Below are 25,239 nucleotides of genomic sequence, written 5' to 3'. Positions count from 1 at the left end.
GCTGTAAATGAAAAAGAAGCAAAACGAACTGGTGTTCCTGCCGCTGGGCGGTTCGAACGAAATCGGCATGAACCTGAACCTGTACGGATTTGGGCCGGCCGATAACCGCCAGTGGATCATTGTCGATGTCGGGGTCACCTTCGGTGACCTGACAACGCCGGGTATTGAGGTGATCGTGCCCGATCCGGAATTCCTGGTCGGTGAGACCATCCTCGGCATCGTGCTGACCCATGCCCACGAAGACCATATTGGCGCATTAGGCTGGCTATGGGACAAGATCAAGGCGCCGGTATTCGCCACGCCTTTCACCGCCTATCTGGTGCGCGAAAAGCTGCGTGAAGCCGGCGTCGATGACTGCGACCTGACCGAAGTGCCGCTGAACGGAAACGTCAAGTTGGGGCCGTTTGATATTGATTATATTACGCTTACCCATTCCATCGCCGAACCGAACGGCCTGGCGATCCGCACCGAACTGGGCACGGTTTTCCATACCGGCGACTGGAAGTTCGACGAATCCCCCATCACCGGCGCCGCCACCGATATTCCCGCCATCCGCAAGCTGGGAGACGAGGGCCTGCTGGCCATGGTCTGTGATTCGACCAATGTGTTCGTAGAGGGCCGCGCTGGCTCGGAAGACGATGTCCGTGTCGAACTGACCCGCGTCATCAAAAGCCTGAAGAAGCGCGTCGCCGTCGCCTGTTTCGCCTCGAATGTGGCGCGCGTCGATTCGGTTATGCGCGCCGCCATGGAAGCGGGGCGCAAGGTCTGTCTGGTTGGCCGCTCGATGCACCGCATTACCGCCGCGGCCCGCCATGTGGGGCTCCTGGCCGGCATCCCTGAGCCGGTGACCGAAGGCGAGGCGCAGCATCTGAAGGCCAATGAGGTGCTTTATCTCTGCACGGGTTCGCAGGGTGAACCGCGCGCGGCCCTGTCGCGTATCGCCGACGGCAATCACCCGCTGGTCAAGCTCAAGGACGGCGACGCCTGCGTCTTCTCCTCGCGCGTCATTCCGGGCAATGAAATTTCGATCCGCAGCCTGCAAAACCGCCTGTCAGACCTCGGCGTCGAGATCCATACCGAACGCGATCATCCCGGCATTCACGTTTCCGGTCACCCGTGCCGCGATGAACTCAAGGAAATGTACACCCTGGCGCGTCCGCAAATCGCTGTGCCGACCCACGGCGAGCGTCGCCACCTCCTGAAACACGCTGCCCTGGCTGCGGAATGCGGTGTGGATGAGCAGATCACGCCGCACAATGGCGAGATGGTACGCCTGGCGCCGGGACTGGCTGAGATCGTCGACGAAGTACCGTCGGGCCGCCTGTTCGTTGATGGCGGGCACCTGGTGCCGGAAGCCTCCGACGCTCTGCGCGAACGCCGCCATGCCGCTCATAATGGCATGATGTTTGTCGCCTTCGCGCTCGACAGCAAGAACCGCCTGTCGTCGATCGTCGAGGTGAGGGGGCTTGGCCTGGCCTACGAGGATGACGACATTATCTCGGACCAATTGGAAGCCATTTGCCAGAGCGTCGAGAAGGCGATCAAGGCCATGCCGGTCGAGGCGCGCGATGAGGACGAAGGTGTCGAGATTGTCGTGGCGCGGATCGTCAAGAAGGCAGCCCAGGCCATCTGGGGCCGGCGCCCGATCGTCGAAACCATTATCCTGCGGACCTGAGTTTTCGCTCAGACAGGGATTTTCAGCCGCTCGCCCGTTTGGTGAGCGGCTTTTTCATTTCCCGGAAGTAAAATGACGAAATCAATATTGATAATTGAAAATCCGGCAGCAATGCAATTAAGCTGAAACCTTCAAGTACTTTCATTAACTACTGAATTATTTGTAAAATTGTGATCATCGTGCCAAAATCAATATTGATTCCTTGAATCAAAAATCAAGTCGTTTTATGTGGCATACACCATAATGGTGTATACCCTTACCATTTAACGCCGCAGGCGAAAAATCATGACTTGACCAGAACATAACTGCCCGGCGCGTCCATCAATGGCTTGAGTCTGCCTTTGGCCGGATCACGGGCTTCAACCATCTTGCCGGAGCGTTCATTCAGCCAGCCAGCCCAGTGCGGCCACCAGGAACCGGCGTGCTCCACCGCGCCCTCAATCCAGTCCTCAAGCGTATCCGGATGGGCGTCATTCAGCCAGTGCATGTATTTCTTGGCATCCGGGTGATTGACCACGCCGGCGATATGGCCAGAGCCGGCCAGCATGAAGGTGACCGGTCCCCCGAACAGTTTCGAGCCCTTATAGACCGAACCCGGCGGCGCGATATGGTCTTCACGGCCGGCCTGCTCATATATGGGGATGGTCACCTTTTTCAGGTCGATATCGACGCCGGCCAGGGTCAGTTTGCCATTGGTCAGGGCATTCTCGCCGTAGAACTTGCGCAAGTAAAACATGTGCAGCGCCTTGGGCATCCGCGTCTGATCAGCGTTCCAGCACAGGAGGTCGAACGGCGTCAGTTCTTTGCCTAGCAAGTAGTTATTGACGAAGAACGACCAGATCAGATCATTGGCGCGCAGGGAATTGAAGGTATCGGCCATGGCCGAGCCGGACAGCACCCCGCCGGCCGCATCCATCTGGCGCTCCAGTTCCTTCAACCAGCTTTCGCTTGTAAACAGCAGGAGGTCTCCGGCTTCCGAAAAATCATGCTGGGCGGTGAAGAAGGTGGCGGCGGAAATCGTCTTGTCGCCCGTGGCGGCCATATGGGCCAGGGCACAGCCAAGCAGGGTGCCGCCGATGCAGTAACCAACCGCATTGACCGACGGCGCGCCGGTCTGTTCGATGACCTGCTTCACGGCTTCATAGATGCCGCCGAACATATAGTCCTCGAAGGTGGTATCCTTCATCGAGGCGTCGGGATTGACCCACGCAACCAGAAAGACAGAAAAGCCCTGGTCCACCAGCCACTTGATGAGTGAATTCTTGCTCTGGAGATCAAGGATATAGAACTTGTTGATCCACGGCGGGAAGATCAGCAGGGGGATTTCGCGCACCTGTTCGGTGGTCGGGCTGTATTGCAGCAGTTCGAAATATTTGCCGCGATAGATCACCTTGCCCGGCGTGGTCGCCACATTGCGCCCCACCACGAAGCTGTCCGTATCCGCCTGGCTGATCTTCAGCTTGCCATCGCCGCGCGCCATATCCTCGGCAAAACGCTCCATGCCCTTGACTAGGCTTTCACCGCTGGTTTCGACCAGGGTTTTAAGCGCCGCAGGGTTGGAGAGCAGGAAGTTGGCCGGCGACATGGCATCGGTCAGCAGCTTGGTGAAAAATTCCGCCCGGCGCTTGACCATAGGGTCGACACCCTCGGCGCTTGAGATCAGCTTGTTGATCCAGTTCGATGACAACAGGTAGGACTGCTTCATCATGTCGAACATGACGTGCTCCTGCCAGTGCGGATCAGCGAATCGCTTGTCTGCAGGCTTTCCGGGCGCCGCTTCCGTGCCGAGCGTGCGGCGCGTCATCTTGCCCCACAGTTCCATATAGCCGGTCAGAAGCTCGCTTTGTGCCTCCACCAGCTTGTCGGGCTTGGCGGCGAGAGCCCCCATCACCTCGGTCATGGCCGGCCCGACCTGAAAGGGATCGGCCGGGGCGCCGCCGGCTTCCGGCTGGGCAAACACCGTCTTGGCCAGGGCGCTCTGGGCGGTCATTGCCGCCTTGGCGATATTGACCGAAAGTTCCTCCATCTTCCGCAGCGTTTCCGAATCGAAGGCCGGCGTCGACGACGTTTTCGCAGGCTTAGGAGCGGGATCGGGCGTTCTGACAGGCGCTGGTTTTGGTGCCGGTTTCGGTTTGGATTTCGGTTTGGTGGCGGCCTTTACCTTGGGCGCCACCGGCTTTTTGGCGGCCGAGATCGTTTTGGCGCTGGCCTTTGCTGCCGGCTTTTCTGGCGAAGGAGCAGAGGCAGCGGTTTTGCGCGGTGTCTTGGTCATAGGCGGCGTCCCAAATCAGTCATCCGGATACAGACTGGCCGTGCGGCAAGGCTCACGTCAAGACAACTAAATTTATATTTCTCTTGTCTTGGCCATGCTCCTGCCGGTATTTTGCGCCAGATTTCGGACACGCCCAAATTGTCTTGCCATATCGGCGGTTATGCAGGCGCCAGAGCGGAGAGCATCCCTTTGAAATTCACATCCGCGCATCGTTTGTCCGCTCCATTGGCTGCGCTCGCCCTGCTTGTGGGCCCGACTCACCTGCTCGCGCAGACGGCCGCCGAACCGGCGGCGCCCCAGGCCGACATCAACTCCATGCCTAAATGGTCAGAATTTCCCGTGCCGCCCACCGATATCACCACTCCCGCCGAGTTTCAGGCGGCCGTGACCGAAACTCTAGGGAAACGGCAGCAACTCAAGACTGAAACCGACGCCCTGGTCTGGGATGACACCGTGCCGGAAACCTTCGCCGCCGATGCGCGTGGCCGCATTGACCCGGCCCATACGGCGCCGATCGAAGCCCAGACCACTACGCCGGCTCAGATCAATGCCCTGGCGGAAGACCTGCGCAAGCGCGCCGCGCCACCGCCCGTCATAAAATAATATAAGACGGCGCGTTAAACCGCCGTCAGTTTACAGAAGAAACGCAATGCCAGAAACCGCTGATTTCGCCAAGGACACCCGGCGTGGCCATGCTACGGATTTCGACCTGAGCCTCGATATCGTCCGCGTCGCCGAAGAGGCCGCCATTGCCTGCTATGCCCATATCGGCCGCGGCGATGAAAAAGCCGCCGATCAGGCCGCCGTCGATGCCATGCGCACCGCGCTCAATTCCATCGAAATGGATGGCCGCATCGTCATAGGCGAAGGCGAGCGCGACGAAGCGCCCATGCTCTATATCGGCGAAACGGTCGGCACCGGCAAAGGCCCGGCCATCGATATCGCCCTCGATCCGCTGGAAGGCACCACCCTGGCTGCCAAGGCCATGGCCAATGCCCTGGCCGTCATCGCATTTGCGCCGCGCGGCGGGCTGCTGCACGCGCCGGATACATATATGGACAAGCTGGCCATCGGGCCCGGCTATGCCGAAGGTGTGGTCGATCTCGACTGGACGCCGGAAGAAAATGTCCGCTCGCTCGCCAAAGCAAAAGGCGTCGACGTGTCCGAAATCGTGGCCTGCGTGCTCGATCGGCCGCGCCATGATGGCATCATCACAAGCTTGCGCAAGGCTGGCGCCCGCGTCCACCTGATCACTGATGGCGATGTCGCTGGCGTCATCCATACCGCTCAACCGGAAACCGGCATCGACATCTATCTGGGGCAGGGCGGCGCGCCGGAAGGCGTCCTGGCCTGCGCGGCGCTGAAATGTGTCGGCGGCCAGTTCCAGGGGCGGCTGGTCTTCCGCAATGGCGACGAGCGGGAACGCGCCGCGCGTCTGGGGCTGACAGATTTCGACCGCAAATACATGCTCAACGACCTGGTCAGTTCGGATGCGGTCTTTATCGCTACCGGCGTGACGCATGGGGCCTTACTGCGCGGCGTGCAGAAGGAAACCACCGCACGCGGGGAAGTGTTCCTGACCACCGAAAGCCTGGTGATGATCTCGAAGACGCATACCGTCAGAAAGCTGTCGATGCGGCGACCGCTGGTGGTGGGGTAGTTCCTGCGTTGACGGCGACGAATGCAGGAACGCCGAGCAAGCGCGCCCGGGATCCTAAGGGACGACTATAGCTGCGAAATCGTTGTCAGCGCGGCATGGGGGTGGCGATTATAGGATCGCAGGTTTGGGTGTCGCCTATGCCATTCGCTTCAATACTTCGGCTTTTCTTAAACCGAATTCTTCCTCTGTAAGATGCCCCTTGTCCTTTAAGGCGATTAGACCTTCGATCTGTTCAGAAACTTGTTGAGGCGTTAATGGTGAAGCTGCCTGCTTGGATTCTACAGGAGCATTCACCTGAGTCACAATTATATTTTGTTGGCTTTTATTGAAGGTATGACCAAGTGCCCAAATAAGCGCCCATATCCATCCTATGATAGTCCATCCAAAGAACAAATTGACTGCCCAGATCGCTAGTACCGCAGAATGCTTACGCAAGGTTGCGACAATACCAGGCGCAAAATACATACCCATAAAAATGATCGCTGCGAAAAGGCCCGCAACAGGATTGGGCGGCGTAGCGGCGACAGAAGAAGCCGTGCTTGAAGCAGTACCCGCCGCTTGAGCAAAAGCCAAAGACGGTACCAATATTGCCGATATGATTAAACTCATCCAGCCAACTGAACTACGTTTCATTCCACCCTCCATTGATCTTCGAATTACGTACCATCGCAAGCTGAGAGGCGCAAGATGCTTACTGAGAAGGGCTTTTTTTGTTCGATTGACCGCAAAAAAGCGGAGCCGGTGGTTTTAACAGGATTAAACTTCGGCGCTCGCCGAACCCGCTTTAATCCGTGGATTCAAGTCCCCACCTGCATTACTAAAAAAGCCAGCCTCAAAGGGCCGGCTTTTTTAGTAATGGCGGACAAGGTGGGATTCGAACCCACGGTAGGCTTCCACCTACGGCGGTTTTCAAGACCGCTGCCTTAAACCACTCGGCCACCTGTCCGCACGAGAGAACGGCGCTTGTAACGGGCTTCCGAACATGTGCCAAGTCCTGAGATGCTATTTTGTTGAAAAATTGACAGGATATCGCCCTTCGGGCGATGGCGGTTTTGGCTACGCCGAACCGTTCGCTTACGCTTCGGTTTCAAGACACTGCCCTAAATCACTCGGCCACCTGTCCGCACGAGGGAACGGCGCTTGTAACGGGCTTCCGGAGTTGTGCCAGGTCCTGAGATGCCATTTTGTTGAAAAAATCTTAGAGGTGCGGCGGCGGTTTTGGCTTCGCCGAACCGTTCGCTTACGCTCCGGTGTCAAGACTACTGCTTTAAACCCCTCGGCCACTTGTCCGCACGGGGAACGGCGCAGTCGGTGGCTTCATTGAGATCATCCCCACGTGAAGAGGGCGAGCGCCGCGTGCCGCCAAGACGAAAGGCGGCGCAGAGCCTGAGGAGCTTCACTTTAAGCTGACATGCCTAATGCGCTTTAACCAAGATTTCGCAAATTGCGCGCAGAGTGGTATCTGTAGTCGCATCCCAGCCGAGATCAGGCCCATGTCCGAGCGAGAAAGCTCATTCCGCACATTAAGTACAAGACTTTTACCCCTTGTATTCATGATGTTATTGGCCGCCTGCGCCACCACGCGCCCGAATGTCTCCGGCGAGGGGCCAGGGATCGCACGCGATCCGGCCTATAATTCCGGCAATTTCAAACCCTATACCGTGCGCGGCAAGACCTACTATCCGCGTATCCCCGACACTGGCCACACCGAGACCGGCATCGCCTCCTGGTACGGCGGCGAATCCCCCAATGCCACGACCGCCGATGGCGAATATTTTTCCCCTGACGCCATCACCGCCGCCCACAAAACCTTTCCGCTGCCGAGCATCGCCGAGGTCACCAATCTCGATAATGGCAAAACGATCCGCGTCCGGGTCAATGATCGCGGGCCGTTCGTCGAGGGGCGCGTCATGGACCTGTCGCGCGGGGCCGCCAAGGCGCTCGGCGTCTATACCTCCGGCACCGCCCGCGTCAGGATCACCTGGCTTGGCCCGGCGGAACGTTTGGGGCCCGCGCCGGTCTATGCCGCAGCCCCCGCACAGACGGCGGATGACAACCAGCGCTATATCGTCCAGGTCGGGGCCTATTCGCAGCGCGACAATGCCCAGCGCGCGCAAGACCGGCTGGCCGATGCCCGCATCAATACGCGCGACAGCCTCTATATCGTCTATACTGGCCCCTTCACAGGCGCAGCGGCGGCCGAAAGACGCCGCCAGGAAGCCATCAGCGCCGGCTTTACCGGCGCCATACTGGTTCACGACGATTAGACGCATTTTCCCGCTTTTTGGACTTGAGAATTGCGCCAAAAGACGGTCTATCTCGCTGCGTGAACACATCATCCGAACATCCAGCACATCACAGCGGCCGTTTCATCACCTTTGAAGGCGGTGAGGGCGCCGGCAAATCCACCCAGGTCAAGGCCCTGGTGGCGAAACTGCGCGCGCTCGGCCTCGAAGTGGTGCAGACGCGCGAACCCGGCGGCTCTCAGGGTGCCGAAGCCCTGCGTGACCTGCTGGTGCGCGGCGACGCCACCCGCTGGTCGCCGGTCAGCGAGCTTTTTGATGATGTATGCCGCCCGCGCCGATCATCTGGAAAAGGTCATCCGGCCGGCTCTGCAACGCGGCGCCTGGGTGGTTTGCGACCGCTTTGCCGATTCGTCGCGCGCCTATCAGGGCGCCGGCGGCGGCGTGGCGCCGGCCTTTATCGAGCAGGTGGATGTCGTTGTGGTGGGGCCCACTCAGCCGGATCTGGTGCTGGTAATGGATATGCCGGTCGAGGCGGGGCTCAAGCGCGCCGAGTCACGTGGCGATGCCGAAAATCGCTTTGAATCGAAGGGGCTTGTTTTTCACGAACGCCTGCGCGCCGGCTTTCTGGCCCGCGCCGGTCAGGTGCCGGAACGCTATCGCGTTATTGATGCCGACCGCGGTATTGAGCCGATAGCGACCGATATCTGGGGCCTTGTGCAGTCAACATTTCCTGAATTACGGGGCGCCTGATGGCCGAGTTGACCCATCCGCGCGAGAGTTTTGCCTTCGAGCAGGCAGAAGGACCGGACCAGGCGTTTGCCTCGGCCTACCAGAAAAACCGGCTGCATCACGCCTGGCTGCTGTGCGGCCCGCAAGGCTTGGGCAAGGCGAGCTTTGCCTTTCGTTGCGCCCGTTTCCTGATGGGACATGACCGCGATCCGCGCTATGGGACGCTCGGCATGTCGCCGGAAGATGCCGATGTCCGCCTCATTACTGCCGGTTCGCATCCCGATCTTCTCGTGCTCGAACGCGAAATGGGCGAGAGCAAGCTGAAGAAGAATATCAGCGTCGATGCCGTACGCGAGATCGGAGAATTCTTCTCGAAAGCGCCGTCGCGTTCGGCCTATCGGGTGTGCATTATCGACTCGGTTGATGACCTGAATATCAATTCCGCCAATGCCTTATTGAAGATTCTTGAGGAACCGCCGCATAAGGGCATTCTCTTCCTGATCTCGCATTCGCCCGGCCGTTTGCTGCCGACCATCCGTTCGCGCTGCCGCCGTCTGACCTTCATTCCCTGGACCGATCAGGCGGTAGAGTCGTTTCTCCGCAAACGTGCCGATATCGATGAAGAAGCCATTGGCCGGCTGGTCCGGCTGGCGCATGGCGCGCCGGGCCGGGCGTTGAGCCTGATGGAGGAGGGGGCTCTGGAGATGGATGCCTTCGCCGGCAAGCTGCTGGAAAAACCGCTGCCGCCGCGCGCCGAACTGATGCAGGTCGCCGCCATGTTCAAATCGTCTTCAGCAAAGAACGACGGCGCGCGCAAGTTCGCCACCTTCATGATGTGCCTGACTGATCGCCTCCATGAGCGGGCCCTCAGCACGGATACGCCGCAAAAGGGGCAAAATTATTCGCAACTGTGGTCGCGTCTCAATCAGGCGGTCGGCGAGGTTGAGGGTGTCAACCTGGATCGCGGTGACTATTTCTGGTCTGTTTACAATGAACTGGCGACGCTTTCCTAAGGTAATATATCAGCAGTGACCGACTATCGTTACATTGATTCACACGTCAATCTGCACGCCCCGCAGTTCGCCGAGGACCAGACGGAGGTAATCGCCCGTGCGCGTTCTGCCGGCGTGGATCTGATGGTCAATATCTGCGATCGCGTATCCAATTTCGATGCTGTTTATAAGGTTGCTGCGGATAATGCAGATATCTGGGCAACGGTCGGCACGCATCCGCACGAAGCGCGTGAAAATCCCGAATTGAGTGTACAAACCCTGCTGGACCTGGCCGAGCGCCCGAAAGTGGTCGGGATCGGCGAATGCGGTCTTGATTTCCATTATGATTTCAGCCCGCGCGACATCCAGGCGCAGGTTTTTAAAGTCCATACTGCCGCCGCGCGTGAAAGCGGCCTGCCGCTGGTGGTCCATACACGCGAGGCCGACGACGTCATGGGGCAGATCCTGACGGAAGCCCACGCCGAAGGACCGTTCAAGCTGCTGCTCCACTGCTATACCAGCGGCGCCGAACTGGCCAAAACCTGCGCGGAAATGGGCGCCTGGTTCTCCGTCTCCGGTATTGCCACCTTCAAACAGGCGCAGGATGTGCGTGATATTATCAAGGACATGCCTGCCGATAAAATCATCATCGAAACCGATTGCCCTTACCTGGCGCCCATTCCGATGCGCGGCCGCCGCAATGAACCGGCCTTCGTGACGCATGTCTATGACAAGCTGGGAGAAATCCGCGGCTGGAGCCTCGACGAGGTGAGGGGCGCGCACGCACGATGCCTTCTTCGGCCTGTTCGACCGGATACCCCGCTGATGGCCAAAACCCTGACAGTCAGGATATTGGGATCTGGTTGCTCGACAGGCGTACCGCGCGTCGATGGCTATTGGGGCGCCTGTGATCCGACGAGATCCGAAAAACCGGCGCTCGCGCTGTTCGGCCTGGTTTGGTCTCTCGGATGGTGCCGGCCTGACATCAGTGGTGATCGATACGGCACCGGATTTCCGCGAACAGATGATCCGGGCTGCCGTGCCGCATATCGATGCCATCCTGTGGACGCACGACCATGCCGACCAGACGCATGGCCTGGACGATATGCGTGCTTTTACCTTCGCCCGCGGCAGGCCGATAGACGGCTATATGGATGAAGCGACCTATGCGACCCTGACCCGGCGTTTTGGCTATGTCTTTGAAGGAAATCTCGGCTATCCGCCGGTATGCGAGCCGCGTCGCCTGCCGGCGCACGGTCAGGCGTGGTCAATTTCCGGCGAGGGCGGTGATCTGCCGGTCATCACCTTCGATCAGGCTCACGGACCTATCCGGTCCGTCGGTTACCGGATGGGCGACATAGCCTATTCCAGTGATGTGTCGGATATGTCGGAAGAGAGCTTTGAGGCTCTGCAGGGGCTGAAAGTATGGATCGTGGACGCCTTGCGTTACAAGCCGCATCCGACCCATTCCCATCTGGAGAAGACGCTGGGGTGGATTGCGCGGGTCAGGCCAGAGAGTGCCATATTGACCAATCTGCATCAGGATATGGATTATAAGGCGCTTAAAGCAATTCTGCCGGCCGGCGTAGAGCCTGCCTATGACCAGATGGAAGTTAAGGTTTCACTTTAAGTGAATGATCAGTCGTAATCGAGCGGAACGCCACCATAATAGGTCGTGCCAGCGTGATGAGGCTCGAAGATGGCGCTGTCGGCCAGGGCCAGACCCGTCAATGCCAGAATAAGCACGCTGAAAAATGCCAGGACGATCAGAAGATTTTGCGGCAGCGCCTGGACATTACGATGCGCCTTGAGCGTCAGGCGACCAAAATTGTCGGTGGTCGGTTCAAAGTGAGCTGAGATCGTGGTGGCCATGATAAGACTCCATACAAACGCAAAACTTAGCGCGGATAAGCGCTGGCAGAGTCAGGCTATTGGCTTGCAGATAAAGTGTATGTGCTTAAGATTCGGCCGGCGCATAAGGATGACATAAGGGCTTAAAATGAATCTCCATTAGCTGTACATGGCAATAAATTTCCCATAATATTTATTATGCGATATTTTATTGTAGCCGGGTGGACTCTATTTTGAAGAGCGAATGATCCATAAAATCAACCGCTTCTTGAGAGACCATTATGGGCCATTCTTACACCCATCTGACGAAGGAAGAACGTCAGACAATCTACAAACTGCTCGATCGCAAAATTCCACTCACGCAGATCGCCAAGATGCTCGGCCGCCACCATTCGACGCTTTATCGCGAAATTCGGCGCAATTATTTTCACGATAGAGAATGCCCGCAATACTCTGGATGGTTTGCATGGAACGCAACCGAGTTCGCGCGCAAGCGGCGTTTTAAACGGCGCAAGCTGGAGCGTGATCTCGAGTTGCGTGTGCACATCATAGAGAGACTTGAGCAGCACTGGTCACCTGAACAAATCGCCGGTCGTCTCAAGCTTCACCCTGTGGGTAAATCCAGGTTCGGCCGCGTCTGTTCAGAGACGATCTATCGCTTTATCTACGATCGCAGCAACCGTGAGATGGCGCTTTACACCCTGCTCGCCCGCCGGCGTAGAACTCGGCGTGGCCTCCGTGGCCGCAAGCCAAGAGGGTCACATATCCCTTTGTATTGTAACATAAAACAAAGACCTGAAGACATTGCTAATCGCGAGACTTTTGGACATTGGGAGGCCGATCTGGTGATTTTCCGACGCGACTTCGGAAAGGCAAACATCACCAGTCTGATCGAGCGCAAAAGCCGTTACCAAGTCGTCATCCGCAATAAGGATCGCCACTCGTTAGGTGTCTTAGGCGCCATCCAGGAGCAATTACGCCCTCTCCCATCTCAGGGCCGCCAGTCAGTCACTTTCGACCGTGGAACCGAGTTCATGGCGTGGAAAACGCTGCATCAGTCGTTGGGTATCAGAAGCTACTTTTGCGACACGGCCTCACCCTATCAAAAGGGTTCCGTCGAGAACGCGAATGGGAGATTGCGCCGCTATTTGCCGCTCGAGACTGATCTGAAAAGACTCGAGGATGCGGCCCTGTCCTCTATTGCTCTGCGGATGAACAATACGCCCCGTCAGTGCCTGGGATACCGAACGCCGGCCGAAGTTTTCAACGCCGAACTGGCTCAAATCAGAAAAGCCTGCTAGTCCGAAACCGGACTTCGCACTTCGATTAGAACCCGCCTGGCTTTACGGCAGATGTTCGCTCCTTGGTGTTGACATTCCTCGCGCCAATCCGCCAACTGCTGAAATTCAAATTTGCGGATCACGGGAATGAATGACATGCATACCAAGGCTGTCAGGACCGCCGTTATAATCGTGGCGATCGCCAACCTGGCCTATTTCGTCATTGAATTCTTCATGGCGCAGAAGATCGGCTCTGTCTCGCTGTTTGCCGACAGCGCCGATTTCTTCGAGGACGCTTCGGTCAATTTCCTCATAGCCCTGGCCCTGGGATGGTCCGCGCAGTTGCGCGCACGCACCGGCATGGTGCTGGCCCTGGTTCTGCTCTTTCCTGCGGTGGCTTTTCTATGGACGGCGTGGGCTAAGTTCCACACCTTTACGCCACCTGCGCCGTGGCTCCTGTCTGCTACAGGCCTGGGCGCCTTGGTAGTCAATCTGGGCTGCGCCTTTCTGCTGGCGAAGTACAGACATCACAAAGGCAGCCTGACCAAGGCGGCTTTTCTGTCGGCCAGAAACGACGCGGTTGCCAATTTTGCCATTATGGGCGCCGGCGCCCTAACCCTGGTGTGGCCCTCCGCCTGGCCGGACCTTATCGTCGGTTTTGGCGTAGCCTGGATGAACCTGGACGCTGCCAGGGAAATCTGGCAGGCCGCCCGGAATGAGCACAAGTGCGGCACTGAGCCTTAAAGATCACATAAATGCGGGAAAGCCTGGTGGGCGATGACGGGATCGAACCGCCGACCTACTCGGTGTAAACGAGCCGCTCTGCCAGCTGAGCTAATCGCCCCTTCCATGAAGCGTTCGATGTGCCAAGCCTGTCCCCATAAGTCAAGAGGCGTTTCCGTATCCGATGATTTAATTCACCAAATACGAAAACGCCTCTCATATATCGTGCGAAACGGTCCAGCAAAGGACCGGATGCATTAGCCGTTCAGGGCGCCCTTGAGGCCCTCACCGACGCGGAAACGCGCCGTGACCGAAGCCGGACGCTGGACGGTTTCGCCGGTGCGCGGATTGCGGGCGGTGCCGGCTTCGCGCTTGACGGCGAGGAAGGTGCCGAAGCCCACGAGGCGCACATCGTCATTCTTCTTCAGGGCGGCCACAACACTGTCGGTGAAAGCGTCGAGCGCCTTCTTGGCTTGATCCTTGGTCAGACCGGCCTGATCGGCAATGGCGGCCACGAGTTCAGCTTTCGTCATAAATCTCTCTCCCTTACCCGTCTTGGGGTCAGTTGCTAAGCTTACCCTCTAACGCTGCCGGCTCAAACCGTGAGTCGTTAACGGGTGAAGCCGATAGAGACTACAAAAACGTACGCCCGTCAAAGCAATAAATGCCGTTTATTGCGGTGCAAACCGTGTTTTTTAAAGGGTTTGAGCGTTTTCACGCCCTTTTGAAGACCTATCCCCAGCCTGTGGGAGAAAATGAAACCAGGCAGTACAGTTTTTTTATGGAAATTAACGCAAATGCCTTGTGGATAAGGGAACTGATTCTTTCGGTATCCGGCGCCCCCTGCCCTGCGTAACGCGGTTTATTACGGCCAAAAACAAGCCCTGCCGACAGGTGCCGGCAGAGCGTCTTTTAAGGCTCGTGAGTGCTCGTTAATGCGCCGTGGCGGCATCCGCATCATCTGCTGGTGTAACCGCCGTGGCGGCGATCACCGGCTCGATCCATTCCACCGGGGTCAGTGGCTTGGTCAGCGCGTGCTTAAGCGCCTCTTCCACCAAAGATACCGCAATAATCTCCAGTCCGGATTTCACATTGGCCGGCAGATCGATCAGATCCTTCTCGTTTTCCTTCGGGATCAGCACGGTCTTGATGCCGGAGCGCAGGGCCGCCAACAGCTTTTCCTTCAGGCCACCGATCGGCAGGACACGGCCGCGCAGGGTGATTTCCCCTGTCATGGCCAGATCCTTGCGCACCGGAATACCGGTAAGCACGGAGACCATGGCCACCGCCATGGCGACACCGGCCGATGGACCATCTTTCGGCGTGGCACCTTCCGGAACGTGGACGTGGACATCTGTCTTGTCGAAGACCGGCGGCAGGATGCCGAACTTCGGCGCCAGCGCCTTGACGTAGGAATTGGCCGCCGAAACGGATTCCTTCATAACGTCTTTCAAATTGCCAGTGACCTTCATCAGGCCCTTGCCCGGCATCTTGATGGCTTCGATGGTGAGGATATCCCCGCCAAATTCCGTCCAGGCCAGGCCTGTGACGATGCCGACCTGATCGACCTCGTCCGTGGCGCCATAGTGGAACTTCTTGACGCCGGCATATTTGGCAAGGCGTTCGTCATCGATGGTGATCGATGCGACCTTTTCTCGGGCTAGGTCACGGATCGTTTTGCGTGCCAGATTGCCCAGTTCGCGTTCCAGAGAACGGACGCCGGCTTCACGGGTGTAATAGCGGATGATGTCACGGATCGCCGCTTCCGGCACCACGAACTCTTCCGCCGTCAGGCCATGTTCCTTCATCAGGTTGGGCAGGACGTGACGCTTGGCGATCTCGACCTTTTCATCCTCGGTATAGCCGGGGATACGGATGATCTCCATCCGGTCGAGCAGAGGCTGCGGCATGTTCAGGCTGTTGGCCGTAGTGACGAACATGATCTTCGACAAGTCGTAATCGACTTCAAGATAGTGATCGGCGAAGGTCGAGTTTTGCGCGGGGTCGAGCACTTCGAGCAGGGCCGACGCGGGATCGCCACGCCAGTCATTACCCATCTTGTCGATTTCGTCGAGCAGGAAGAAGGCGTTGGTGGATTTCACCTTCTTCATGTTCTGGATGATCTTGCCCGGCATGGAGCCGATATAGGTCCGGCGGTGACCTCGGATTTCCGATTCATCGCGCACGCCACCCAGGCTGATACGCACGAACTCACGGCCGGTCGCTTTCGCAATGCTCTTGCCCAGCGAGGTCTTGCCGACGCCCGGAGGACCGACGAGGCACAGGATCGGGCCTTTCAAAGTGCCCATACGCGCCTGCACGGCCAGGTGTTCAAGGATGCGTTCCTTGACTTTTTCCAGGCCATAGTGATCGGCTTCGAGGATATCCTCGGCCTTTTGCAGGTCGATTGCCTTAGGCTTGGCGGCGCCCCAGGGTATGGACAGCAGCCAGTCGAGATAGTTGCGCACGACGGTACTTTCCGCGCTCATCGGGCTCATGTGGCGCAGCTTGTTCAGCTCGGCCATGGCCTTGGTGCGAGCTTCCTTGGACAGCTTGGTCCCTTTGATCTTCTTTTCGAGATCGGCCAGTTCGTCCTTGCCCTCGTCCTGTTCGCCGAGTTCGCGCTGAATGGCCTTCATCTGCTCATTCAGGTAATATTCGCGCTGGGTCTTCTCCATCTGGCGCTTGACGCGCGAGCGGATCTTCTTCTCGACCTGAAGGACGGAGATTTCGCCTTCCATCAGGGCATAGATCTTTTCCAGTCGCTTGCTGACTGAAAGCTGTTCCAGCAGAGCCTGCTTGTCCTGGATCTTGACGACCAGATGCGCGGCGATGGAATCAGCAAGGATATCGGCGTCGGTAATCTCGGCGATGGCGTTGAGCGATTCCGGCGGAATCTTCTTGTTGAGCTTGATATAGTTCTCAAACTGCTCTGCCACGGCGCGTTGCAACGCTTCGGCATCGGGCCCCTCAGCCAGTTGCGCCTCCAGCGGATAGGCTTCGGCTTCATAATAGGCATCAGTTGAGACGAAGCGCTTGATGCGCGCACGCGTCTTGCCCTCAACCAGCACCTTCACTGTGCCGTCTGGCAGTTTCAGCAGTTGCAGCACATTGGCCAGCACGCCGATTTCATAGATGGCGTCCACATCGGGATCGTCATCACCGGAATTTTTCTGCGTGGCGAGCAGGATCTGCTTGTCGCCCTTCATGACCTCGTCCAGCGCCTGCACGGATTTCTCACGGCCGACAAACAAGGGCACGACCATGTGCGGGAACACCACGATATCGCGCAATGGCAGCACAGGGATGGTCAATACATCTAGCATGGGTACTCCTTCACAGACTCAATGCCGCCGGATGCCTTAGTCTAAACCTCAGGCTCTCACGCTCAACCGAGTCTTAAAATAAAACGCGTCATTTGCGGGAATATGCGGGGGATAAGTCCCCTCATCGCCCCGATCAGGCGCCTTGAACTGAATGTGGGATAGATTATCGCAGATTCAAGACAGGGTCACGGCAGGGTCACGGACCCTGCACCCATAAATGGGAGTGTAACAGGCATATTAAACGAAAACGCGGTCCCGTCTCTGGAACCGCGTCTATATTTTATCGCTGTAAGCCTGGCTACGATGATGTGGCGAAACGCGTTAGCCGACGAGACGCGGAGCGGAGCGTATATTTATACGTGAGCACCGCATCGCATCCGGATGACGGGTTGCAGCCCATCAGCGTAGATCAAGCCGCGCCGCCGGAACGTTTTTCAGCATAGATCAGCAGCGGCTGGGCGCGCTCTTCAATGACTTCGCCATTGATGACCACTTCCTCGACGCCCTGCATGGTCGGCAGTTCGTACATGGTCTCCAGCAGGATGCCTTCGAGGATAGACCGCAGGCCGCGCGCGCCGGTCTTGCGCTGAATGGCACGACGGGCAACGCCCAGCAGAGCCTCTTCGGTGAAGTTCAGCGTGACGTTTTCCATTTCGAACAGGCGCTGATACTGCTTGATCAGGGCGTTCTTCGGCTCGGTCAAAATCTTGACCAGGGTCACTTCGTCAAGGTCTTCCAGGGTGGCCAAAACCGGCAGACGGCCGATAAATTCCGGGATCAGGCCGAACTTCATCAGGTCATCCGGCTCGACATTGCGCAGGATTTCACCGGTGCGGCGATCTTCCGGATCCTTTACCGAAGCACCGAAACCGATCGAGGTGCCCTTACCGCGGCCGGAAATGATCTTTTCCAGGCCAGCGAAAGCGCCGCCGCAGATGAACAGGATGTTGGTCGTATCCACCTGCAGGAATTCCTGCTGCGGATGCTTGCGGCCACCCTGTGGCGGCACAGAGGCGACCGTACCTTCCATAATCTTGAGCAGCGCCTGCTGGACGCCTTCGCCCGACACGTCGCGGGTGATCGAGGGATTGTCGCTTTTACGCGAAATCTTGTCGACTTCGTCGATATAGACGATGCCGCGCTGGGCGCGTTCGACATTATAATCAGCGGCCTGCAGCAGCTTCAGGATGATGTTCTCGACGTCTTCACCGACATAACCGGCTTCGGTCAGCGTGGTGGCGTCGGCCATGGTGAACGGCACGTCGATAATGCGGGCCAGTGTCTGGGCCAGCAGGGTCTTGCCGGAACCGGTCGGGCCGATCAGCATGATGTTCGACTTAGCCAGCTCGACATCATTGCCCTTCTGGGCGTGATTGAGGCGCTTGTAGTGGTTGTGAACCGCGACCGACAAAACCTTCTTCGCCTGGCTCTGGCCGATGACATAATCATCGAGTACTTCGCGGATTTCCTTCGGCGTCGGGACACCGTCCTTCGATTTCACGAAGGCGATCTTGTGCTCTTCGCGGATAATGTCCATGCACAGCTCAACGCATTCATCGCAGATAAACACGGTGGGGCCGGCAATAAGTTTGCGCACTTCATGCTGGCTCTTTCCGCAGAAAGAACAATACAGAGTGCTTTTGCTGTCGCCCGTCGCGGCTTTGGTCATATGCTTCTTCACCTCAAGTGGCCGGCGCTGAACGACTCGCATAACATGAGTCGCCGGCCCAAATTACAGGGTATCCTATAGCCGCAGCCCTTAACAAAGGCTGATTTTGGCACAGATACCCCTTATATCCAACGTATCGATACGTATTTATGCACAGTTTAGACCACGCCTCAACCGGCCAACACGCGCTACGTCTCGCTTAACTATCTTTATATGGGATAAGAGATAGATATTGAAAGCCATGCGGGCTGTCTTTGAAAGTTTTTACCGCTTATGTTGAAAAAAATCGCTGGAAAAACCGCAGGTTCCGCAAAGCGCGGCGCAAAGGCCACGCCCGATGTGAAAAAGATAATCGCCTTCGATTTTGACGGCACCCTGACCTGCAAGGACAGTTTTATCGCCTTTCTGCAAGCCACCAAGGGTAGCTTGCAGATGGCAAGTGCGCTTGCGTTCCGGCCGCATATGCTGATCGATTATGCGAAAACGAGGGATCGCGGCGCCCTGAAAGCACGCTTATTACACAGCCTGTTAGGCGATATATCTCAAAGGGAGCTTGAAATTCTGGTCAAGGCATTCGTCACCAAAACCGGCAAGGGTCTGTTTCGGCCAGATGCTCTGGTCGCCTGGCAGACGCATGACCAGCCGGATCGCCTGCGCGTCATCGTCACCGCCTCGCCGGAACTGCTGGTCGGTCCTTTTGGGCGGCTGATCGGTGCTGATCGCGTTATCGGCACACGGCTGAAATTCTCCGAACGCGGCACATTGCTGCCTGAACTGACCGGATTGAACTGCCGGGGCGAGGAAAAGATGTCGCGCCTGCGCGAAGCTTTCGGCGACGCGCTCGATCTCGAAGCCGCCTATGGCGATACCGCGGGCGATACCGAAATGCTGGCGGCGGCGCGTCAGGGCCACTACCGCGTTTTCACACAGAAGCCATGAACGAAAGCGGGCGCCCGGATCGCTCCGGACGCCCGCTTGCATTTCAAAAGTCGTAAGACTTACGACGCTTCCTTTTCGGCATCGGCACGCTTTTCATATACGTGGTCGATCAGGCCGAATTCCTTGGCTTCCTCGGCCGTCATGTAACGGTCGCGGTCCAGGGTCTTTTCGATGGTGTCGTAAGACTGGCCGGTGTGCTTGACGTAAATTTCGTTGAGCAGCTTCTTGGTCTTGCGCATGTCCTCGGCCTGGATTTCGATATCCGAAGCCATACCACGCGCACCGCCCGAAGGCTGGTGGACCATGATCTTCGAGTTCGGTAGCGAGATACGCTGACCGGCTTCACCGGCCTGCAGGATGAGCGAGCCGGCCGAAGCGGCCATGCCCATGCAGACGGTCGAAACCGGCGACTTGATGTATTGCATCGTATCGTAGATCGCCAGGGCGGAGGTCACCTGACCGCCGGGCGAATTGATGTACATCGAGATTTCCTTCTTCGGGTTTTCCGACTCAAGGAACAGGAGCTGGGCGCAGATCAGGCTGGCCATGCCGTCTTCAAACGGACCGGTCAGGAAGATGATGCGTTCTTTCAGCATACGCGAGAAGATGTCGTAGGAACGCTCTCCCCGGCTGGATTGCTCGACGACCATGGGCACAAGGTTCATGGTCAGGTGGTCTACGGGGTCGCGCATCACGAATCCTTATCTGGAATAAATATCGAAGCTGACCGCAGATATAGGGCTAAAGTTCTTAACCGTAAGTGGATGCGTCCCAGCCGGGACTCAACTTGGCAATTTACCCACAGGATTTCAAGTGGCGATCGCGTCACTACCGAACCGTATGTGGCGCCTTGCTGTCCTTGCCTGTCTCATCCACGCCCTGCCCCTGCCTGTGCGGGCGCCCGGACTGCGATTTGGGCAGTCGCCCCTCCTGAATATTACCACCTTCCGCCGGATCATCGCATTGGGAGCGATGGGCCGCATCCGTCCGCGCCGCGCGTTTATCGGCACTGGGTTTATTCGTGGCTTGTCTGGCTGTCGACATGCTGTCCTCCTGTTTCGGGAAGACAGCATGTCTCAGCCGGGCATCAAAATTCAAAGCGGATTATATCAAGCCGGCTTGTCGGTCTTTTTCGCCGAGCAGTCGATCTTGGCGCACAGGCGCTTTTGTACATCGGCCTGGAAGTCGGGCATCAGGGCCATGACGGTCGGCATGAGTTTTTGCGAGGCTTCCGGCACCTTCGCCATGATCGATTGCCCAATAGGTGTTTCATAGAACTCATCCATCTTCGTGAGTTCCTCGACCGTGAAGATATCAGCATAAACCGGTATCGAGGCGTCGGTCATCTTCTTGATGAAATCGCCGGTGCTTTCCGTAATGGCGTCGGTCGCCGCCTGGAATTCGGTATCGGTCAGTTCCGGATGCGACTTACGGACCTGGGCCATCATGGCCGGCGTTATCTGGTTAACGACTCCCGTCATCATCTGCTCGAAATGAATGGCGTTGAAATACCGTTTCACCAGAGCGATTTTTTCCGCAGGCGGCGCCGGTTCGGCCGCCTGGGCCTGGCAGATGGCCGGCATGGCAATGAGCATGGCGCCGCTTACGAGCGCGATAAGTGTCTTACGCATGGAAGTTTCCCCCTAAGCCGGCTGAGCCCGGCGCAGCCCCTTTATCTCACAGATTACGCGGCTGACCAGAGGCTAGACATAAAAAAGAGGCCCCTTTCCGGAGCCTCTTCTTAATTCGCTTGCAAGTCGAAAGCTTAGGCTTCTTCCTCTTCCTTCAGCAGGTCTTCCTTGCTGATCGGCGTGTCGGTGACCTTGGCCAGCGAGAAGATCAGGTCGCAAACCTTCTCTTCGTAGATGGGCGCGCGGATCTGAGCGGCGGCGCCGGGGTTCTTGGTGTAGAACTCGAACACCTGGCGCTCCTGGCCCGGATAGTTGCGGGCTTCCTGCATGATGGCCTGGTTGACTTCCTGGTCAGTGACCTGGACGTTCTGGCGGGTGCCGATTTCGGCGAGCACGAGGCCCAGACGCACGCGGCGCTCGGCGATTTTCATATACTCGTCCTTCAGTTCCTGCTCGGACTTGCCGGCATCTTCCTCGGCGAGCTGACCATTGGCCTTGTCCTGCTCGACCTGCTGCCAGATGCCGTTGAATTCGGCTTCCAGCATACGCTTCGGCAGTTCGAAGCTGTGCTTTTCGTCAAGCACGTCCAGCAGGGCGCGCTTCATCTTGAAGCGCGACGCCTGGCCGTACTGCTGTTGCAGTTGCGTCTTCAGAATGTCCTTCAGGGCTTGCAGGCTTTCCAGACCGAGGCTCTTGGCCAGTTCGTCATCGGCTTCGCCTTCTTTCGGCGCCAGGATGTCCTGAACGGTGGTCTCGAAGGTCGCGGCCTTGCCAGCCAGGTTCTTCGCGCCATAGTTTTCGGGGAAAGTGACGTTGAGCGTCTTCACTTCGCCCTTCTTGGCGCCGATCAGTTGCTCTTCGAAGCCCGGAATGAACTGCCCCGAACCGATGATCAGTTCAGCGCCTTCGGCCGAACCGCCTTCAAACACTTCATCACCCAGCTTGCCGACGAAATCGATAATCAGCTTGTCGCCGTCAGCGGCCTTGACCGACTTGCCGGTTTTGGCTTCGAACTGCTTCGAGCCGGCGACAACGGTCTTCAGGGCCTCGTCGATATCAGCGTCGGTCGGCTCATAGACCGGGCGGGTCAGTTCGATCGAGGCCGGTTCGATCGGCGTGAAAATCGGCATCATTTCGACGGCGATTTCATAGGCCAGGTCGGATTTGCCGTCGATCACGCCTTCGATGTCGCCGATCGGCTTCAGTTCGGGCTGGCTGGCGGGGCGTATATTGGCATCCTTCATCGCCTGCTCGGTCGTGGCGTTCAGGGTTTCCTGAATGATTTCGCCCATCAGTTCCTTGCCGTACATCTTGCGGACGTGGGCCTGCGGCACCTTGCCCGGACGGAAGCCCTTGATATTCATCTTGGGGGTGATTTCCGCGATCCTGGCGTCCAGCTTTTGCGTCAGATCGCCCTTGGCGATAGTGACTTCGAGGACGCGGCTCAGGCCTTCATTCAGTTTTTCAACGACTTGCATCGATCAGTTACCTTATGCCGGTTTGGCCCCTGACCTCGCGTCAGGCCCGCACGGGCGGTTAATAATAGCGACAAAGCGCCCCTGCTTGAGCCTGGGCGCCAAAAGATGTGCCCTTATGGCATGATTGCGGGCGAGGTCAACGTTTATGTCGGGGAAATGTCGGCTCGTGTGGGAATTTTAATGGTTATAGCGGCCAACCTCCCCGCCTGCGCGTTCCAGCCTGATTTTTTGCAAAATTCCGTTCAGGTTTGCCACGCAATCAGGGAGGTTCGTTTGCGTCTTATTCTTTCATTCGTCCTTATCTTCACTCTGGCTGGCTGCCACAAGGCGCCGCCACAACGTGCCGAAGGTGTCGATCCCACCTTCGAAGGATCGGAACAGGAAAAGCGCACCATAGCGGTGGAAGCGGCGCTGATAGACGCCAATCCCGGCCTGGCCCTGCGCAATGACCGCGAACTGACGATTTTCCACAAGGGAGAAGCGGTCACCACCTACACGAATGATCCAAAGGGCTGCCAGCGCTACTTCCTGACCGGTGTGATGAAGCTGCGCGGCAAGGATGGAGAGCTATACCCGGTGGCCGGCGTTACCTGCCATTTCGCCAACTCTGAAAACACCTATCTAGTCCTGCCCAACAGCGACAAATATGTGGTCCGCGAGGAAGCCTCCGCCTCACCCGATGGCCGCGTTTTGGCTTCGGGCTTCGACCGTGCTGACCTGACACAAGGTTCGCTCACCCTCGCTGACTGGCCGCATATCCGCGATGTGGTGATATTTCCGGCCCACTGCACCACCATGGTCTGGCAGGACGCCACGCATTTTACCGCCACCTGCTGGCACAATGAAGGGCCTAACGGTTCAAATCCCTATGACAGTTTCGCCTTCTATTTTAAGGCAGATATCGGAAAGGACGCCGCTGGCAAATGGCAGATGCAGGCGACGCAGTGGGTGGACCGCGACAGCCTGTCGCCACGATCCCTCAACAAGCCACTCTATCACTTTACGGCCGCGCCACCGCCGGAACCCCACTTCGACAAGAGCACTTAAAGTTTTAACGGCTCTTCGACATCAAGCTGCTTTTCCCACTTGGCAATAACCGCCGAGGCGACGCTGTTGCCCAGCACATTGGTGGCCGAACGCCCCATATCGAGCAGGTGATCGACACCCAGCACAAGCGCGATCCATTCCGCCGGCAGGCCGAAATAGGCCAGGGTCGCCATGATGACCACCAGCGAAGCGCGCGGCACCCCGGCAATGCCTTTGGAGGTAATCAGCAGCAGGAACAGCATCATGATGATCTGGGCCGTGGTAAAATGGACGCCATATGCCTGGGCGATGAACAGGGTGGCGAAGGTGCAGTAGATCATAGAGCCGTCGAGATTGAACGAATAGCCGAGCGGCAGGACGAACGACACGATCTTGCGTGAAATCCCGACCGTCGGCAGGCCGGCCAGCAATTTCGGATAGGCGGCTTCGGAACTGGCGGTCGAAAAGGCCAGCAGGGTCGGTTCGCGGATAACGCCCAGCACCCGCAGCATCCGGCCGCCGAGGAACAGGAAGCCAATGACGATCAGCAACGCCCAAAGCACGCCCATGGCGCCATAGAACCCGGCCATGAACTTGGCGTAGGTAACGAGGATCGGCAGCCCCTGCTCACTCACCGTCTTAGCCAAAGCGCCAAAGATGGCAAATGGCGCGAATTTCATGACGATCTCAGTCACCTTCAGCATGATGGCCGAGGCTTCCTCGGCCAGTTCCATGACGCGCGGCGACTTCTTTTCCAGCATGGATATGGCCGTGCCGACGAACACCGCGAAGATGACGATTTGCAGGATTTCGTTATCGGCCATCGCCTTGATGATCGAGGACGGGATCAGGTGCTCGATAAACTTCTCGATGGTGAAGCCTTCGGTCGATGGCACCTTGATCGCTTCACCCGCCACTTGCAGGCTCATGCCGACGCCGGGCTTCAGCCATTCGACCATCAGAATGCCTATGACCAGCGAGACAATCGACATCAGCAGAAACCAGGCCAGCGCCTTGATGCCTACACGCCCGACGGAGGCCGCGTCTTCCATGTGGCCGATGCCGGCGATCAGGGTGAAGAGAACCAGGGGCGCGATGATCATCTTGATTAGGGTGATGAAAATCTTGGTCAGCAGGCCGAAGATCGTGGTCGCCGTCGCCAGATTTTCGGCGGCCAGATATTCGTGACTGGCCCAGCCGGCGCCGACGCCGGCGATCATGGCGAAAAGAATGAACAACGCGAATTTCGACTTCATGCACGGCCCCTAAGCGGTATCAGGCGCCGACACTAGCCGAGGCACGACCATTGCGCCACCCCTGTTTCAAATTCAACGAGTGTCAATAAATGCTGGTGCGGATGAGAGGACTCGAACCTCCACGCCTTGCAGCGCTGGAACCTAAACCCAGTGCGTCTACCAGTTCCGCCACATCCGCATGTGCCAGCTTGAATATCGGACGCCAGAGGACGCAGGTCCGAGGGGGCGCTGTCTGACCCAAAGCGCAGCCTCAGTCAAGTGTCATGAAAATGAATCACGAAGCCTATAATGCTGCGCCGCGTCAATTCAGACGACCGGACAGCGATTTTGCATCTGCAATCCGCCAAAATAATTGCAGTGGAAACGTATTTTCGCCAATTTAGGGGACAGCCCGCCGAGTCGGGTAAATTTTCTCTTTATAAGCGCGCAAATCGCGCTAAAACGCATTTTCCTTTTGAATTCCACGCCGCCAGCCGCTAAAGGCTG

General features: G+C 57.7%; 23 protein-coding genes, 3 tRNA genes and 3 pseudogenes. 15 read left to right on the top strand and 14 right to left on the bottom strand.

Going from position 1 to position 25,239, the window contains the following annotated elements:
* Positions 1-7: 7 nt before the first annotated feature.
* Positions 8-1,675 carry a ribonuclease J gene (locus tag NVV72_17495; GenBank protein MCR6661032.1) on the top strand — a complete coding sequence of 556 codons (1,668 nt, stop codon included), beginning with the start codon at positions 8-10 and terminating at the stop codon, positions 1,673-1,675.
* A 283-nt stretch (positions 1,676-1,958) separates the two neighbouring features.
* Here NVV72_17495 and phaC read toward each other — a convergent pair whose 3' ends face one another.
* Entirely contained in the window at positions 1,959-3,701 is a 1,743-nt protein-coding gene (phaC, locus tag NVV72_17490) for a class I poly(R)-hydroxyalkanoic acid synthase (GenBank protein ID MCR6661031.1), read from the bottom strand.
* On the opposite strand from phaC, the gene NVV72_17485 reads away from it, so the two are divergent.
* The 3 genes from NVV72_17485 (at position 3,682) to glpX (ending at position 5,607) form a co-directional block, all read left to right on the top strand.
* On the top strand, positions 3,682-4,017 hold the full coding sequence (locus NVV72_17485) for a hypothetical protein (protein MCR6661030.1): 336 nt from the start codon (positions 3,682-3,684) through the stop codon (positions 4,015-4,017). The genes phaC and NVV72_17485 overlap by 20 nt on opposite strands.
* A gap of 119 nt (positions 4,018-4,136) precedes the next feature.
* Complete coding sequence (locus tag NVV72_17480) at positions 4,137-4,550, top strand: hypothetical protein (GenBank protein ID MCR6661029.1); 414 nt, start codon at positions 4,137-4,139, stop codon at positions 4,548-4,550.
* Positions 4,551-4,596: 46 nt separating this feature from the next.
* On the top strand, positions 4,597-5,607 hold the full coding sequence (gene glpX, locus NVV72_17475) for a class II fructose-bisphosphatase (GenBank protein ID MCR6661028.1): 1,011 nt from the start codon (positions 4,597-4,599) through the stop codon (positions 5,605-5,607).
* Positions 5,608-5,742: 135 nt separating this feature from the next.
* Here the strand turns inward: glpX and NVV72_17470 are convergent, their stop codons facing one another.
* Both NVV72_17470 and NVV72_17465 read right to left on the bottom strand, forming a co-directional pair.
* Positions 5,743-6,240, bottom strand: coding sequence for a superinfection immunity protein (locus tag NVV72_17470; GenBank protein ID MCR6661027.1), 498 nt, complete (start codon positions 6,238-6,240; stop codon positions 5,743-5,745).
* A 223-nt stretch (positions 6,241-6,463) separates the two neighbouring features.
* Positions 6,464-6,553, bottom strand: a tRNA-Ser gene (locus NVV72_17465).
* A gap of 607 nt (positions 6,554-7,160) precedes the next feature.
* On the opposite strand from NVV72_17465, the gene NVV72_17460 reads away from it, so the two are divergent.
* The 5 genes and pseudogenes from NVV72_17460 (at position 7,161) to NVV72_17440 (ending at position 11,204) form a co-directional block, all read left to right on the top strand.
* On the top strand, positions 7,161-7,874 hold the full coding sequence (locus tag NVV72_17460) for a septal ring lytic transglycosylase RlpA family protein (GenBank protein ID MCR6661026.1): 714 nt from the start codon (positions 7,161-7,163) through the stop codon (positions 7,872-7,874).
* A gap of 59 nt (positions 7,875-7,933) precedes the next feature.
* Positions 7,934-8,603, top strand: a pseudogene (gene tmk / locus NVV72_17455) (dTMP kinase).
* Positions 8,603-9,595, top strand: coding sequence for a DNA polymerase III subunit delta' (locus NVV72_17450; protein ID MCR6661025.1), 993 nt, complete (start codon positions 8,603-8,605; stop codon positions 9,593-9,595). Before tmk ends, NVV72_17450 begins: the two are co-directional and overlap by 1 nt.
* A gap of 15 nt (positions 9,596-9,610) precedes the next feature.
* Positions 9,611-10,400 (top strand): annotated as a pseudogene (locus NVV72_17445) (TatD family hydrolase).
* Positions 10,400-11,204, top strand: a pseudogene (locus tag NVV72_17440) (MBL fold metallo-hydrolase). The pseudogenes NVV72_17445 and NVV72_17440 overlap by 1 nt, the downstream one beginning before the upstream one ends.
* A gap of 8 nt (positions 11,205-11,212) precedes the next feature.
* Here NVV72_17440 and NVV72_17435 read toward each other — a convergent pair.
* Positions 11,213-11,446, bottom strand: a complete 234-nt coding sequence (locus tag NVV72_17435; GenBank protein MCR6661024.1) for a hypothetical protein — start codon at positions 11,444-11,446, stop codon at positions 11,213-11,215.
* A gap of 260 nt (positions 11,447-11,706) precedes the next feature.
* On the opposite strand from NVV72_17435, the gene NVV72_17430 reads away from it, so the two are divergent.
* Both NVV72_17430 and NVV72_17425 read left to right on the top strand, forming a co-directional pair.
* Positions 11,707-12,726, top strand: a complete 1,020-nt coding sequence (locus NVV72_17430; protein MCR6661023.1) for an IS30 family transposase — start codon at positions 11,707-11,709, stop codon at positions 12,724-12,726.
* A 126-nt stretch (positions 12,727-12,852) separates the two neighbouring features.
* Positions 12,853-13,449 carry a cation transporter gene (locus NVV72_17425; protein ID MCR6661022.1) on the top strand — a complete coding sequence of 199 codons (597 nt, stop codon included), beginning with the start codon at positions 12,853-12,855 and terminating at the stop codon, positions 13,447-13,449.
* Between the two features lie 24 nt (positions 13,450-13,473).
* On the opposite strand, the gene NVV72_17420 is transcribed toward NVV72_17425, so the two are convergent.
* Positions 13,474-13,549 (bottom strand) — tRNA-Val (locus NVV72_17420).
* A 136-nt stretch (positions 13,550-13,685) separates the two neighbouring features.
* Positions 13,686-13,961 carry an HU family DNA-binding protein gene (locus NVV72_17415; protein ID MCR6661021.1) on the bottom strand — a complete coding sequence of 92 codons (276 nt, stop codon included), beginning with the start codon at positions 13,959-13,961 and terminating at the stop codon, positions 13,686-13,688.
* 131 nt (positions 13,962-14,092) lie between these two features.
* Between NVV72_17415 and NVV72_17410 the strand changes: the two genes are divergently transcribed.
* On the top strand, positions 14,093-14,284 hold the full coding sequence (locus tag NVV72_17410; protein ID MCR6661020.1) for a hypothetical protein: 192 nt from the start codon (positions 14,093-14,095) through the stop codon (positions 14,282-14,284).
* Between the two features lie 76 nt (positions 14,285-14,360).
* On the opposite strand, the gene lon is transcribed toward NVV72_17410, so the two are convergent.
* Positions 14,361-16,754: an endopeptidase La gene (gene lon / locus NVV72_17405; GenBank protein ID MCR6661019.1), complete on the bottom strand. Its 2,394-nt coding sequence runs from the start codon at positions 16,752-16,754 to the stop codon at positions 14,361-14,363.
* Between the two features lie 409 nt (positions 16,755-17,163).
* Positions 17,164-18,423 carry an ATP-dependent Clp protease ATP-binding subunit ClpX gene (gene clpX / locus NVV72_17400; GenBank protein ID MCR6661018.1) on the bottom strand — a complete coding sequence of 420 codons (1,260 nt, stop codon included), beginning with the start codon at positions 18,421-18,423 and terminating at the stop codon, positions 17,164-17,166.
* Between the two features lie 339 nt (positions 18,424-18,762).
* Between clpX and NVV72_17395 the strand changes: the two genes are divergently transcribed.
* Entirely contained in the window at positions 18,763-19,362 is a 600-nt protein-coding gene (locus NVV72_17395) for an HAD-IB family hydrolase (GenBank protein ID MCR6661017.1), read from the top strand.
* A 59-nt stretch (positions 19,363-19,421) separates the two neighbouring features.
* On the opposite strand, the gene NVV72_17390 is transcribed toward NVV72_17395, so the two are convergent.
* The 4 genes from NVV72_17390 to tig all read right to left on the bottom strand — a co-directional run bounded on the left by NVV72_17390 (position 19,422) and on the right by tig (position 22,471).
* A complete protein-coding gene (locus NVV72_17390) occupies positions 19,422-20,054 on the bottom strand; it encodes an ATP-dependent Clp protease proteolytic subunit (GenBank protein ID MCR6661016.1) in 633 nt (210 codons plus the stop codon).
* A 136-nt stretch (positions 20,055-20,190) separates the two neighbouring features.
* Positions 20,191-20,406, bottom strand: a complete 216-nt coding sequence (locus NVV72_17385) for a hypothetical protein (protein ID MCR6661015.1) — start codon at positions 20,404-20,406, stop codon at positions 20,191-20,193.
* Positions 20,407-20,471: 65 nt separating this feature from the next.
* Entirely contained in the window at positions 20,472-20,993 is a 522-nt protein-coding gene (locus NVV72_17380; protein MCR6661014.1) for a DUF2059 domain-containing protein, read from the bottom strand.
* Positions 20,994-21,127: 134 nt separating this feature from the next.
* Entirely contained in the window at positions 21,128-22,471 is a 1,344-nt protein-coding gene (gene tig / locus NVV72_17375) for a trigger factor (GenBank protein ID MCR6661013.1), read from the bottom strand.
* 273 nt (positions 22,472-22,744) lie between these two features.
* Here tig and NVV72_17370 point away from each other — a divergent pair, with 273 nt between their 5' ends.
* Entirely contained in the window at positions 22,745-23,518 is a 774-nt protein-coding gene (locus tag NVV72_17370; protein MCR6661012.1) for a hypothetical protein, read from the top strand.
* On the opposite strand, the gene NVV72_17365 is transcribed toward NVV72_17370, so the two are convergent.
* Both NVV72_17365 and NVV72_17360 read right to left on the bottom strand, forming a co-directional pair.
* Entirely contained in the window at positions 23,515-24,753 is a 1,239-nt protein-coding gene (locus NVV72_17365) for a dicarboxylate/amino acid:cation symporter (protein MCR6661011.1), read from the bottom strand. The two genes, NVV72_17370 and NVV72_17365, sit on opposite strands and share 4 nt — an antisense overlap.
* Positions 24,754-24,846: 93 nt before the next feature.
* Positions 24,847-24,931 (bottom strand) — tRNA-Leu (locus NVV72_17360).
* A gap of 110 nt (positions 24,932-25,041) precedes the next feature.
* Between NVV72_17360 and NVV72_17355 the strand changes: the two genes are divergently transcribed.
* The gene (locus NVV72_17355; GenBank protein MCR6661010.1) at positions 25,042-25,233 is read left to right on the top strand and encodes a hypothetical protein; all 192 of its coding nucleotides are present in this window, start codon (positions 25,042-25,044) and stop codon (positions 25,231-25,233) included.
* Positions 25,234-25,239 lie beyond the last annotated feature (6 nt).

It is taken from the genome of Asticcacaulis sp., assembly GCA_024707255.1.
Classification (GTDB): Bacteria; Pseudomonadota; Alphaproteobacteria; order Caulobacterales; family Caulobacteraceae; genus Asticcacaulis.
This window is presented reverse-complemented; position numbering and strand designations above follow the sequence as displayed.

Bases quoted from the DNA above. Each gene is read 5' to 3' on its own strand.
- NVV72_17460 (MCR6661026.1), top strand. From the start codon at position 7,161: ATGATGTTATTGGCCGCCTGCGCCACCACGCGCCCGAATGTCTCCGGC.
- NVV72_17385 (MCR6661015.1), bottom strand. From the start codon at position 20,406: ATGTCGACAGCCAGACAAGCCACGAATAAACCCAGTGCCGATAAACGC.
- NVV72_17430 (MCR6661023.1), top strand. From the start codon at position 11,707: ATGGGCCATTCTTACACCCATCTGACGAAGGAAGAACGTCAGACAATC.
- lon (MCR6661019.1), bottom strand. From the start codon at position 16,754: ATGCTAGATGTATTGACCATCCCTGTGCTGCCATTGCGCGATATCGTG.
- NVV72_17415 (MCR6661021.1), bottom strand. From the start codon at position 13,961: ATGACGAAAGCTGAACTCGTGGCCGCCATTGCCGATCAGGCCGGTCTG.
- NVV72_17390 (MCR6661016.1), bottom strand. From the start codon at position 20,054: ATGCGCGACCCCGTAGACCACCTGACCATGAACCTTGTGCCCATGGTC.
- NVV72_17470 (MCR6661027.1), bottom strand. From the start codon at position 6,240: ATGAAACGTAGTTCAGTTGGCTGGATGAGTTTAATCATATCGGCAATA.
- phaC (MCR6661031.1), bottom strand. From the start codon at position 3,701: ATGGAGGAACTTTCGGTCAATATCGCCAAGGCGGCAATGACCGCCCAG.
- tig (MCR6661013.1), bottom strand. From the start codon at position 22,471: ATGCAAGTCGTTGAAAAACTGAATGAAGGCCTGAGCCGCGTCCTCGAA.
- NVV72_17355 (MCR6661010.1), top strand. From the start codon at position 25,042: ATGCTGCGCCGCGTCAATTCAGACGACCGGACAGCGATTTTGCATCTG.
- NVV72_17365 (MCR6661011.1), bottom strand. From the start codon at position 24,753: ATGAAGTCGAAATTCGCGTTGTTCATTCTTTTCGCCATGATCGCCGGC.
- NVV72_17435 (MCR6661024.1), bottom strand. From the start codon at position 11,446: ATGGCCACCACGATCTCAGCTCACTTTGAACCGACCACCGACAATTTT.
- NVV72_17425 (MCR6661022.1), top strand. From the start codon at position 12,853: ATGAATGACATGCATACCAAGGCTGTCAGGACCGCCGTTATAATCGTG.
- NVV72_17380 (MCR6661014.1), bottom strand. From the start codon at position 20,993: ATGCGTAAGACACTTATCGCGCTCGTAAGCGGCGCCATGCTCATTGCC.
- NVV72_17450 (MCR6661025.1), top strand. From the start codon at position 8,603: ATGGCCGAGTTGACCCATCCGCGCGAGAGTTTTGCCTTCGAGCAGGCA.
- NVV72_17410 (MCR6661020.1), top strand. From the start codon at position 14,093: ATGCCGTTTATTGCGGTGCAAACCGTGTTTTTTAAAGGGTTTGAGCGT.
- NVV72_17495 (MCR6661032.1), top strand. From the start codon at position 8: ATGAAAAAGAAGCAAAACGAACTGGTGTTCCTGCCGCTGGGCGGTTCG.
- glpX (MCR6661028.1), top strand. From the start codon at position 4,597: ATGCCAGAAACCGCTGATTTCGCCAAGGACACCCGGCGTGGCCATGCT.
- clpX (MCR6661018.1), bottom strand. From the start codon at position 18,423: ATGACCAAAGCCGCGACGGGCGACAGCAAAAGCACTCTGTATTGTTCT.